Origin of the sequence: Streptomyces olivoverticillatus (assembly GCF_014203555.1) — a bacterium.
Taxonomy (GTDB): Bacteria; Actinomycetota; Actinomycetes; order Streptomycetales; family Streptomycetaceae; genus Streptomyces; species Streptomyces olivoverticillatus.
This window is the reverse complement of record NZ_JACHJH010000005.1, coordinates 505,241-516,751: the sequence shown is the minus strand read 5'-3', so window position 1 is coordinate 516,751 and position 11,511 is coordinate 505,241. Positions and strand designations below refer to the sequence as shown.

Genomic DNA, 11,511 nt, shown 5'->3' with positions numbered 1-11,511 from the left:
GCTTCCTTTGTACTCACCCTCTCGGGCTTTCCTCCGGGCGCTTCCCTTCGTTGTTTCCAACCTTACCAGATCCGTTTTCCAGTCCGTTTCCGGTCTGGAATTCATTTCCGGTGCCCGTTGGAGTGGGCTGTTTCGACTTTATCAGAGTCGAAGTGCTTCGAATGAATTCACATTCACCGACCGAAGCTGGTCAGATACTAACTGTTGCGGAGGAACCAGTCCAGTTCGTCCCAACCGTTCGAATCTACCTCCCCCCTCAACCCGTGTCAACAGGTTTCCTGGGGCGAAGAGGACACTACCAGGATCTGGGCCCCCAACGCACATCGAGCTCCCGCCCTCCGCCCAGGTCAGGCAGGTCGGGCGAAGGTCGATGGCGGGCTCTCCAGGTCCTCGAGCTCGACTCCCGGGGCCGACAGCACCACGTCGCCGGCGATGTGGACCGCGCACTGCTCCCCCGTGTCCAGGGCGCTGACCTGGTACTCGTCCACTTCCAGCGGGCCGTTGTCAGTGGCGTGTGCTGTCCTGGCCACGAGGGTCCAGGACTGGTCGACCGTGAGGGGGGCGAGGACGGGGGCGGTGAAGGAGACGAGGCGGACCCGCGTGGCCGCGCCGCCGGGGGAAAGGCGGAGGAGGCGGGCGAGGGCCACGTAGAACGCGGGGGACGTGCCGGTGAAGGCGTGGGCGGGGACGTTGCCTTCCTGCGCGTGTTCGCCCGTGGGGTCGGTGCGGACCCAGGTGACGCCGTCGATTGCCGCTCCCCGTACCTGCCAGTCGGCGCTCTGGAGCTGGAGGCGGATGGGACGGCCGAGGTCGTCGATGGCCAGGTCGACCGAGCCGGCGGGGGTGCCGGAGGGGGAGGTGATCTGCGAGACGTAGCGCCAGCCGGAGGGGCCGGTTGCGCACTGGAAGTGCTCGTCGCCGAGGGGGGAACGATCGTGGGGGTCGTAAAGGGAGTAGCGGCCGCGAGGCATGGTGGGGTCCTTGGTACTGACGGGACAGGCCCCCGCCGTGGGGGCGGGGGCCTGTTCTACCAGCTAGTGGTGCTGATGATGCCGATCCTGGTGCTGGTGTCAGTAGCGGTAGTGGTCCGGCTTGTACGGACCCTCGACCGGCACACCGATGTACGACGCCTGCTCCGGGCGCAGCGTCGTGAGCTTGACGCCGAGGGCGTCGAGGTGGAGGCGGGCGACCTTCTCGTCGAGGTGTTTGGGCAGGACGTAGACGTCGGTGGGGTAGGTCTCGGGCTTGGTGAAGAGCTCGATCTGGGCCAGGGTCTGGTCCGCGAAGGAGTTCGACATCACGAACGACGGGTGTCCGGTGGCGTTGCCCAGGTTGAGCAGGCGGCCTTCGGAGAGGACGATGATGACCTTGCCGTCAGAGAACGTCCACGTGTGGACCTGGGGCTTGACCTCGTCCCTGACGATCCCGGGGGTCTTGGCGAGGCCGGCCATGTCGATCTCGTTGTCGAAGTGACCGATGTTCCCCACGATTGCCTGGTGCTTCATCCTGGCCATGTCCCCGGCCATGATGATGTCCTTGTTGCCCGTCGTGGTGATGAAGATGTCGGCGGTCTCGACGACGTCGTCGAGGGTGGCGACCTGGTAGCCGTCCATCGCCGCCTGCAGTGCGCAGATCGGGTCGATCTCGGTGACGATCACCCGGGCGCCCTGGCCCCGCAGCGACTCCGCGCAGCCCTTGCCGACATCGCCGTAGCCGCAGACGACGGCGACCTTGCCGCCGATCAGGACGTCGGTGGCGCGGTTGATGCCGTCGATGAGGGAGTGGCGGCAGCCGTACTTGTTGTCGAACTTCGACTTCGTCACCGCGTCATTGACGTTGATCGCGGGGAAGAGCAGCGAGCCGGCCTGCTGCATCTCGTACAGGCGGTGGACACCGGTGGTGGTCTCCTCGGTGACGCCCCGGATCTCCGACGCCAGCCGGGTCCACTTCCGGGGGTTCTCGCCCAGCGTGCGGTTCAGCAGGGTGAGGATGTGCGCGTACTCCTCGCTGTCCGCCGTTGACGGGTCCGGAGCCGCACCCGCCTTCTCGAACTCCACACCCTTGTGCACCAGGAGCGTGGCGTCACCACCATCGTCCAGGATCATGTTCGGACCACCCGTGGCAGCATCCGGCCAGGTCAGCGCCTGCTCCGTGCACCACCAGTACTCCTCCAGCGACTCGCCCTTCCACGCGAACACGGGAACACCCCGCGGGTCCTCCGGCGTGCCCTGCGGACCCACCGCGATCGCGGCAGCAGCATGATCCTGGGTCGAGAAGATGTTGCACGACGCCCACCGCACCCGAGCACCCAACGCCACCAGGGTCTCGATCAGAACGGCCGTCTGCACCGTCATATGCAGCGAACCAGTGATACGGGCGCCGGCCAGCGGCTGCGCCTGCGCGTACTCCTTACGGATCGCCATCAAACCGGGCATCTCATGCTCGGCGAGAGTGATCTCCTTACGACCGAAAGCCGCCAGAGACAGGTCCGCGACCTTGAAATCCTGGCCGGTGGAGGTGGTAGTCATAACGGGCTGCTCCTCCTGAGGGGCGAGCGAGAGTGGTTACGGCTGTGCACGCGGTCATGCCAGTGCGGACACTCCGGTCGCACACTGGTTCGCTGGCCGCAGCGCAGTCCGTCGGAGGCCCTCTCTCCCTCGGCCGGTCCGTCGGTACGGACCGCCCGACCGCCATCAGCAGCGACGTCTGGCTCTGTGCCGAATCTACACCGCGTGCCCTGCCCTACCCCAGCCCCTATGCCGACCCTTGGACCCCCCTGGGGACCCGGCATCTTTCGGACCGAGAGATTCCGGATTGGCCGTGGACTTACCGGACTTCCTCCCTTTGCTCCGCCGGTCGGGTGTTGCAGGATGCGGTCAGATGATGAAGGTGCCCTGCGTCGTGTGAGGAGATTCCGTGACCAGTCCAGCCGGTGCCCCCGAGGGCGCGGGGGCCAGCGGGCAACGGCTCCGGCTGCTTGCCGTGACGGCTTGTCCGACCGGAATCGCGCACACCTATATGGCGGCGGAGAAGCTGGTGCAGGCGGCGCAGGCGCTCGGGCACGACATCAAGGTGGAGACCCAGGGCTCGATCGGGGCCGAGAACGTCCTGACCGACAACGATGTCAGACAGGCGGACGGGGTCATCATCGCCGCTGACAAGGACGTGGACCGCAGCCGGTTCGCCGGCAAGCGCGTGGTGGTCGTCGGTGTCGCCGAGGGGATTCACCATCCGGAGCGGCTGATCGAGCGCGTACAGAGCGCACCCGTCCAACAGGGCGAGGCAGGCGCGGCCGCGAGCAGCGCGACGGCCGGGCAAGCAGGTGGCGGACGAGCGGGCGGCGGGCGAGGGGGCACGTACAAAGCGCTGATGAACGGCGTGTCGTACATGATCCCGTTCGTCGTGGTCGGCGGGCTGCTGATCGCCGTTTCACTGGCGCTGGGCGGACATCCGCAGGCGAGCGGCGGCCTGGTGATCCCGGACGGCTCTTTCTGGAAGCACGTCAACGACATCGGCGTCATCGGCTTCACCCTGATGGTGCCGGTCCTGTCCGGCTACATCGCCTACGCCATCGGCGACCGGCCCGCGCTCGTGCCCGGCATGATCGGCGGGTGGATCGCCAACACGGGGGCGCTCTACGGCTCGAAGTCCGGTGCCGGGTTCATCGGTGCCATCGTGACGGGCTTCCTGGCGGGCTATCTGGTGCTGTGGATCAAGACGATCCGGGTGCCGAAGTTCGTCCGGCCCATCATGCCGATCATCGTCATCCCCGTACTGGCGACCTCGGCGCTCGGTCTGTTCTTCATCTACGTCCTGGGCCGGCCCATCGCCTGGCTCTTCGAGCACCTCACGAGCTGGCTGGCCGGGCTCACGGGCGCGAGTGCGGCGCTGCTCGGGATCGTCCTGGGGCTGATGATCGCGTTCGACATGGGCGGGCCGGTCAACAAGACGGCCTTCCTGTTCGGCGCGGGGCTCGTCTCCAAGAACCCGGAAATCATGGGCATGTGTGCGGCGGCGATCCCGGTGCCGCCGCTCGGGCAGGGGCTCGCGACGCTGCTGCGGCCGGGGATGTTCACCGATCAGGAGCGCGAAACAGGGCTGGCAGCACTGTTCATGGGCTTCTTCGGCATCACGGAAGGCGCCATTCCGTTTGCTGCGGCCCGGCCGGCGCGCGTGATCCCCGCCAATATGGCCGGCGGTGCCGTGGCCGGGGCGATCGCGGGGATCGCGGCGGTCAAGGACAGCGTGCCGCACGGCGGTCCGATCGTCGCCGTGCTGGGTGCGGTGAGCGGAGTGCCCATGTTTCTGGTGGCCATCACCGTCGGGGCCGTGGTGACGGGGCTGACGACCGTCACGCTGATGTCGGTCGGGCGGGCCAGGACCGCGACGGGTGCGGCCGCCCCGGCGACCGTCGCGTCCGCCCCGGCGACCGTCGTATCCGCCCCCGTGACCGTCGCGTCCGTCCCGGCGCCGGCTCCGGCCGGGGCTGTGCCGGAGGCCCGGTCCCGGGTGCTTTCCGGTTATCTCACCGAGCGCACGGTGAAGCAGGAGCTGGCCGCGGGCGAGAAGGAGGCCGCCATCCGGGAAATGGCCGAGCTGCTCGCCGCCACGGGCAAGGTCCGGGACCTGGACGGGCTGGTTGCCGCCGCGCTCGCGCGGGAGGAGCTGGGGACGACCGGGCTCGGGGAGGAGATCGCGATTCCGCATGCGAAGACGGATGCGGTGACGGAGCCGGTCGTGGGGTTCGCGCGGTCCGGGGAGGGGGTCGAGTGGGGGGCCTTGGACGGGGCGAAGGCGCGGTTGATCTTCATGATCGCCGTGCCGGAGGAGGCGGCCGGGGACGAGCACTTGCGGATTCTGGCGTTGCTGGCGCGGAAGTTGCTGGACGCCGGGTTCCGGGGGCGGTTGCTGGGGGCAGGGGGTGTGGCCGGGACGATGCGGGTGCTGGGGGAGATCCGCTGACGTCCCCGGCCCCGTCCCTTCCGCGTCCCTTCCCGTCCCTTTCCGCCCCTTCCCGCCCCTGGGGCTCAGCCGCTTCCCCCCGGCGTTGCCCTGGGGTCCTCCCCCGCCGCCGCTGCCGCTTCGCTGTAGATGTCCGGCTCCAGGTAGATCACCCGGGCGATCGGGACGGCCGCACGGATGCGCTCCTCCGCCTCGTCGATCGCTCGGGCCACCTGGACCGCAGTGTCGTCGCCACGGACCGCGATCTTGGCGGCCACCAGGAGCTCCTCGGGGCCCAGGTGCAGGGTGCGCATGTGGATGACGCGGGTGACCGACTCGCCGTCCACCGCCGCCTCGCGGATCTTCGCGAGCTCCGCCGGGCCCGCGGCTTCGCCCAGAAGCAGGGACTTCGTCTCGGCGGCCAGCACCAGGGCGATCAGGACGAGCAGGGCACCGATGCACAGGGTGGCGATGCCGTCCCACACTCCGTCGCCCGTGGTGACCGACAGGACGACGCCGCCCAGGGCCAGGACGAGGCCGATGAGGGCGCCGAAGTCCTCCAGCAGCACGACCGGCAGCTCGGGCGCCTTGGCCGTGCGGATGAAGGAAGACCAGGACTGTCCGCCGCGCAGTTCGTTCGACTCCTTGACGGCCGTGCGGAAGGAGAAGCCCTCCGCCACGACCGCGAAGACGAGCACGCCCACGGGCCAGTACCAGTTCTCCAGCGCGTGCGGGTTCTCGACCTTCTCGTAACCCTCGTAGAGCGCGAAGACACCGCCGATCGTGAACAGCACGATGGAGACGAGGAAGCCGTAGACGTAGCGCTCGCGGCCGTAGCCGAAGGGGTGCTCCTCGCTCGCCTTCTTCTGGGCCTTCTTGCCACCGAGCAGCAGCAGCGCCTGGTTGCCGGAGTCGGCGACCGAGTGCACGCCTTCCGCGAGCATCGACGACGACCCGCTGAACGCAAACGCCACGAACTTGCTGACCGCGATGGCCATGTTCGCGCCCAGCGCCGCGACGATCGCCTTGGTCCCGCCTGATGCACTCATACGCGCCGTTCATCCCTTTCGCTCGCCGCGACCGATGCAGCCGACACGGCTGATACAGCCGATCCGGCCGATGCAGCAGCCTACGCAGCAGATGTCACCGACGCGGCCGACGAGCCCGCCAATGCGACCGTCGCCCGGAAGACCGTGGCCTCGCCGCTGAGTTCGACGCGCTCGCCGGCCCGTACGAAGGCGGAGTCGCCGCGGTCCAGCAGCAGTTCGGCGCCCTCGGCGTCGCACAAGGTGGCGCTGCCTTCCGTGCAGAGCAGGATCTGCGGGGTGCCGGTCGGCAGCACGGTGAAGGGTTCGGCGCAGGGGGCGAGGACGTAGCGGGAGAGGCGGAATTCGTCGATGGGGGTCTCGTAGACCTCTTCGCCGTGTTCGTCCGCTTCGGGGCGCAGTACGGCGGGCGCGCACGCCTCGAAGCGGACGACGCGCAGGAGTTCGGGGACGTCGACGTGCTTGGGGGTCAGCCCGCAGCGCAGCACGTTGTCGGAGTTGGCCATGATCTCGACGCCGAGGCCGCTGAGGTAGGCGTGCGGGACGCCCGCGCCGAGGTAGAGGGCCTCGCCGGGGTTGAGGATCACGTGGTTGAGGAGCATGGCGGCGATGACGCCGGGGTCGCCGGGGTAGTGCCGGGCGATGGTGGCGTAGGCGGCGTACGCCTTGTGGTGCGGGCCCTCTTCTGCGGCGAGGCGCTCGGCGGCCGCCGCGGCCGCCGTCACCGTGTCGGCCATCGCGGCGCGGTCGGCGGAGAGGACGGCCGTGAGGATCTCGCGCAGGGCGTCCGATTCGGGCTGGGCGTGCAGCAGGTCGGCGTACGGCTTGAGGGAGTCGACGCCGAGGGCGGCGAGCAGTTCGGCCGTGACGGCGGGGGCGCGGAAGCCGCAGAAGCCCTCGAAGGTGGTGAGCGCGCAGATCAGTTCGGGCTTGTGGTTGGCGTCCTTGTAGTTGCGGTGCGGGGCGTCGTGCGGGACGTCCCGCGCCTCTTCGCCGGCGAAGCCCGCTCGCGCCTGTTCGAGGTCGGGGTGGACCTGGAGGGAGAGGGGGTCGGCGGCGGCGAGTAGCTTGAGGAGGAAGGGCAGGTGGGGGCCGAAGCGGCGGACGGTGTCGGGGCCGAGTTCGCCTTCGGGGTCGGCGGCGATCGCGTCGCCGAGCGCGGTGGGGCCGGGGCCGCGGTCGATGCGGGAGGGGGCTCCCGGGTGGGCGCCCATCCACAGTTCCGCCTGGGGTTCGCCGGTGGGCCGGACGCCGAGGAGCTCGGGGATCGCGGTGGTGGAGCCCCAGGCGTAGGGGCGCACGGTGTTGGCGAGGCGGTCCATGCGGGATCCTGACTGTCGGTGCGGGGCCTGGATTTCGAGGTGCCCGGCCGTTTTACGGGGTGGAGGCGAGCGCCAGGTAAACGGCGGCGAAGTCCGTGATGGCCAGGAGCTCGGCGGCGGTCTCCAGCGGGCCGCCCTCGGACGCCTCCAGTTCGCTGACGGGGGTGTCGCGGTGCAGGGCGAGTTCACGGGCGGCACCGGACGGCGAGGCGACGTCCGGTTCGCATTCGCGGAGCAGGACGACGCGGGCGTGCAGGGCCTCGGGCTCCTCGACGCGGTCGCGGAAGAAGTCCTCGGGGTCGGCGCCCGCGGCGAAGTCGCCGGCCAGCAGGGTGCCGTGGGTGGTGAGCGCCTCGGGCAGCTCGGCGGCGAGCGCCGGGCGGCCGGCCAGGGCGGCGAGGACGGTCGCGAAGCGGCGGCCCGCGGCGGCGGCGAGTTCGCCCTCGGTCCAGATGAGCGGGAGGGTGTCCGCGAGCTCGGCGGCCAGGGTCTTGGCCGGGTTGTTGTAGGTGGCGATGGCGGGACCGCAACGCTCGGCGATCGTATCGAGGCGGTCGGCGAGCGCTTCCAGCGCGGAGGGCGGCGCGCTGAGCAGGCCGATCCGGTCGGTGAGGGCGAGCAGCGGGGTGATCAGCGACCAGAGGGTGCCGGGGCCGGTGGGCAGGACGCTGTCGGCGTCCTTGCCGGCGGGTTCACCGGCGCTCATCGTGGCCTCGTACGGCATGGTGGTCAGCGGGATCGCCAGACCGCGTACCTGGGCGGTGGCCTCGGCGAGGGGGCTGCCCGCCGGGGAGACGGAGACGACGGAGCAGCCGCGGCGGTAGGCCTGTTCCAGGAGGAGGGCGAGGCCGGGCTCGGTGCCGTCGGGGCTGGCGACGAGCAGCAGGTCGAGCGGGCCGGTCCAGCCGGGGAGCGCCCAGCGCAGGGCGCCGGGGGCGGGGGCGACGCCGGCCGGGCGGATCAGGGCGACCGGGCAGGTGTCGCCGGCGAGGGCGGTGAGCAGGTCGGCCGTGGAGACGGCGGCGGGGCTGGGGCCCGCGACCAGGACGGCGCGCGGGCGGCCGTCCGGGGCGAGGGTGCCGACGCCGGCCTCGGCGGCGTTGCGTGCCGCGGTGCGGACCCGGGCGCCGGATTCGGCGGCGCCGCGGAGCAGGCCGTGGAGGTCTGCGCGGGAGAGGCCGTCGGGGTCATCGAGGAGCGACTCGTCGAACACCGTTGCTCAGCCTCCGGTTGCCGAGGGGTACGGGGTGCTGCCTGCCGGGGTCGGTCAGGCGGGGCGGCGGGCCTCGTCCACGAGGAGGACGGGGATGCCGTCACGGATGGGGTAGGCCAGTCCGCAGCTCTGGCTCTCGCACACCAGCTCGGGGGTCTCCTCGGTGGCGTTCTCCTCGCGGAGGGCGGCGTGGCACGCCGGGCAGGCGAGGATCTCCAGGAGACCGGCTTCGAGCGGCATGGGGGCTTCCCTTCGGGGATGTGCGGTTCTGTGTGGTCAGCGTAAGCCCTTGCCGGGCCGGGGCGGGAACGGGCCGGGGCGTGCGGGGGTCGTTTCCCCTGCCCGCCCCGTCCCGGGGGTCCGAACGGGGGTCAGGCCCGCACGATCGCCAGGACCTCGTCGCGGATGCGGGCCACCGTGGCCTCGTCGCGCGCTTCCACGTTCAGGCGCAGCAGCGGCTCGGTGTTGGAGGGGCGGAGATTGAACCACCAGTCGGCGGTGGTGACGGTCAGGCCGTCGAGCTCGTCGATCCGGACGCCGTCCAGGGCCTGGTAGGCGGCCTTGACCGCGGCGGTGCGGTCGGTCTGGTCGGCGACGGTGCTGTTGATCTCGCCGGAGGCGGCGTAGCGGTCGTACTGCCGGACGAGGTCCGAGAGCGTGCCGTCCTGGCCGCCGAGCGCCGCCAGCACGTGGAGGGCAGCGAGCATGCCGGTGTCGGCATTCCAGAAGTCGCGGAAGTAGTAGTGGGCGGAGTGCTCGCCGCCGAAGATCGCGCCGGTGCGGGCCATCTCCTCCTTGATGAAGGAGTGTCCGACGCGGGTGCGGACGGGCGTGCCGCCGTTCTCCTCGACGACCTCCGGGACGGACCAGGAGGTGATCAGGTTGTGGATGATCGTGCCGCCGGGGTGCTTGGCGAGCTCGCGGGCGGCGACCAGGGCGGTGATCGCGGACGGCGGGACGGGCTCGCCGCGCTCGTCGACCACGAAGCAGCGGTCGGCGTCGCCGTCGAAGGCGAGGCCGATGTCGGCGCCGGTCTCGCGGACCTTGGCCTGGAGGTCGACGAGGTTCTTGGGGTCGAGCGGGTTGGCCTCGTGGTTGGGGAACGTGCCGTCCAGCTCGAAGTACATGGGCACCAGGTCGACCGGCAGTCCGTCGACGACGGAGGGGACGGTGTGCCCGCCCATGCCGTTGCCCGCGTCGACCACGACCTTCAGGAGCCGGATGGCGCCGAGGTCGACCAGCGAGCGCAGGTGTGCGGCGTAGTCGGCGAGGACGTCCTGCCGGCTGACGGTGCCGGCGGTGGCGGCGGGCTCGGGGGCGCCGTCCTCGATCCAGCGCTCGACGAGGGCGCGGATCTCGCCCAGGCCGGTGTCCTGGCCGACGGGTGCGGCGCCGGCCCGGCACATCTTGATGCCGTTGTACTGGGCGGGGTTGTGGCTGGCGGTGAACATGGCGCCGGGCAGGCCGAGTTGGCCGCTGGCGAAGTAGAGCTGGTCGGTCGAGCAGAGCCCGATCTCGGTGACGTCCACGCCACGGGCCGCCGCGCCGCGCGCGAAGGCGCCGGACAGTCCGGGCGAGGAGGGCCGCATGTCGTGGCCGACCACGATGGCGCGGGCGCCGGTGACTTCGGCGAAGGCCGCGCCGAACAGCCCGGCCAGGGACTCGTCCCACTGGTCGGGGACCACGCCGCGTACGTCGTACGCCTTCACGATCTGCGACAGGTCAGCCACAGCCAATCCCTCCTGGAATCCGGTCCGCTACGGAGCAAACCTACCTGGCGGGACGAGCCGTCAGGAGTCGGGCGAGCGCAGCACCCTGAGATGGCCCCTGCGGGCGACCTCCATCGGGTCGGCGCCGCGGGCGGCGGGGCCCGGCTGGTGGCCCTGGGCGGCGGTGCGTTCCTGCGGACGGGCGGCCTCGCGCACGGCGTTGGCGAGCGCTTCGAGGTCGTCGCCGCTGGGGCGGGCGGGCCCGGAGTCCACGGCGAGGCGCACGACGTCCCAGCCGCGGGGTGCGGTCAGGCGCTCGGAGTGCTCGGCGCACAGGTCGTAGCAGTGGGGCTCGGCGTAGGTGGCGAGCGGGCCGAGGACGGCGGTCGAATCGGCGTAGACGTACGTCAGCGTCGCGACGGCCGGGCGGCCGCACGCGGTGCGCGAACAGCGACGTACAGGGCTCACGAGGTTGGACGGTACCGCACTCTTGAGCGGGCCGCGACGACTCACCCCCGGCTCACCCCTCCGTGTCGTCCCGGTTCGTCCGGTGGACGCCCTTGCCGAACCGCCTGGTTGACCTGCGCGGGGAGCAGGAAGCACGGGGTCCGGCGACAATGAAAACAGTCACCTTCGGGTACACATAGTGTCATTCATCATGCGACCGCCGGTCGCGTAGGTGGCCGTAATTGATCGCATAGATGACTGGAATGTTCAAGGGGCGACATGCCATGAGATGGGCGGCTACGGCGTGCACACGGTCGGCCGACGGATACCCTCAAGGGTGATGGACAGCCCCGTACCTCCACCGGCTTCCGCCGGGGACTCCCCCCACCCGGCCGGACCGCGTCCGCGCCACCGCGACCGCCACGGGCGGGGCATGCGCGGGCCGATCGCCCCGCCGCAGGTGCCGCTGTCGGCCAGCCGCGCCGAGGCCTTCGCCGACCTGGTGCACGACTCCGCGGAGCGGCTCGAGCGGCGCTGGCCGCAGCTCGCGGCCGTCGAGTTCCTCGTCCAGGAGGTGCCCGTCACCGGCCCGGAGACCCCCGGGGAGTGGGATCCGCTCCTCGACGGCGACTCGGTGCCCCTCGGGAGCTACGTCGCCGCCCACGGCGAGGACCCCGACCGGATCGTCGTCTACCGCCGCCCGGTGGAAATCCGCACCAAAACGCGTGACGAGCGTGCCCTGCTCGTTCACGAGGTCGTGGTCGAGCAGGTCGCCGAGCTGCTCGGGCTCGCGCCCGAGTCGGTGGACCCGCGCTACGGGCAGGACTGAGCCC

10 protein-coding genes are annotated in these 11,511 nt (G+C 70.9%); 2 read left to right on the top strand and 8 right to left on the bottom strand.

Going from position 1 to position 11,511, the window contains the following annotated elements; all coding sequences use genetic code 11:
* Nucleotides 1–347: 347 nt before the first annotated feature.
* The gene (locus FHS39_RS19480; RefSeq protein WP_184350612.1) at nt 348–971 is read right to left on the bottom strand and encodes a hypothetical protein; all 624 of its coding nucleotides are present in this window, start codon (nt 969–971) and stop codon (nt 348–350) included.
* A 99-nt stretch (nt 972–1,070) separates the two neighbouring features.
* Nucleotides 1,071–2,528 carry an adenosylhomocysteinase gene (gene ahcY / locus FHS39_RS19475; protein ID WP_184350611.1) on the bottom strand — a complete coding sequence of 486 codons (1,458 nt, stop codon included), beginning with the start codon at nt 2,526–2,528 and terminating at the stop codon, nt 1,071–1,073.
* Between the two features lie 388 nt (nt 2,529–2,916).
* Here ahcY and FHS39_RS19470 point away from each other — a divergent pair, with 388 nt between their 5' ends.
* Nucleotides 2,917–4,962 carry a fructose-specific PTS transporter subunit EIIC gene (locus FHS39_RS19470; RefSeq protein WP_184350610.1) on the top strand — a complete coding sequence of 682 codons (2,046 nt, stop codon included), beginning with the start codon at nt 2,917–2,919 and terminating at the stop codon, nt 4,960–4,962.
* A gap of 65 nt (nt 4,963–5,027) precedes the next feature.
* On the opposite strand, the gene FHS39_RS19465 is transcribed toward FHS39_RS19470, so the two are convergent.
* The 6 genes from FHS39_RS19465 to FHS39_RS19440 all read right to left on the bottom strand — a co-directional run bounded on the left by FHS39_RS19465 (nt 5,028) and on the right by FHS39_RS19440 (nt 10,744).
* Nucleotides 5,028–5,990 (bottom strand): cation diffusion facilitator family transporter, encoded by a 963-nt coding sequence (locus FHS39_RS19465; protein ID WP_184350609.1) that lies wholly within the window; start codon nt 5,988–5,990, stop codon nt 5,028–5,030.
* Between the two features lie 80 nt (nt 5,991–6,070).
* Nucleotides 6,071–7,309, bottom strand: a complete 1,239-nt coding sequence (manA, locus tag FHS39_RS19460) for a mannose-6-phosphate isomerase, class I (RefSeq protein WP_184350608.1) — start codon at nt 7,307–7,309, stop codon at nt 6,071–6,073.
* A 52-nt stretch (nt 7,310–7,361) separates the two neighbouring features.
* Nucleotides 7,362–8,522 (bottom strand): SIS domain-containing protein, encoded by a 1,161-nt coding sequence (locus tag FHS39_RS19455; protein WP_184350607.1) that lies wholly within the window; start codon nt 8,520–8,522, stop codon nt 7,362–7,364.
* Between the two features lie 54 nt (nt 8,523–8,576).
* Nucleotides 8,577–8,762 carry a Trm112 family protein gene (locus tag FHS39_RS19450; protein ID WP_184350606.1) on the bottom strand — a complete coding sequence of 62 codons (186 nt, stop codon included), beginning with the start codon at nt 8,760–8,762 and terminating at the stop codon, nt 8,577–8,579.
* Nucleotides 8,763–8,893: 131 nt separating this feature from the next.
* Nucleotides 8,894–10,252, bottom strand: coding sequence for a phosphomannomutase/phosphoglucomutase (locus tag FHS39_RS19445; protein WP_184350605.1), 1,359 nt, complete (start codon nt 10,250–10,252; stop codon nt 8,894–8,896).
* A gap of 60 nt (nt 10,253–10,312) precedes the next feature.
* Nucleotides 10,313–10,744: a DUF3499 family protein gene (locus FHS39_RS19440; protein ID WP_078847733.1), complete on the bottom strand. Its 432-nt coding sequence runs from the start codon at nt 10,742–10,744 to the stop codon at nt 10,313–10,315.
* A gap of 274 nt (nt 10,745–11,018) precedes the next feature.
* Here FHS39_RS19440 and FHS39_RS19435 point away from each other — a divergent pair, with 274 nt between their 5' ends.
* Entirely contained in the window at nt 11,019–11,507 is a 489-nt protein-coding gene (locus FHS39_RS19435; RefSeq protein ID WP_184350604.1) for a metallopeptidase family protein, read from the top strand.
* Nucleotides 11,508–11,511: the final 4 nt, after the last annotated feature.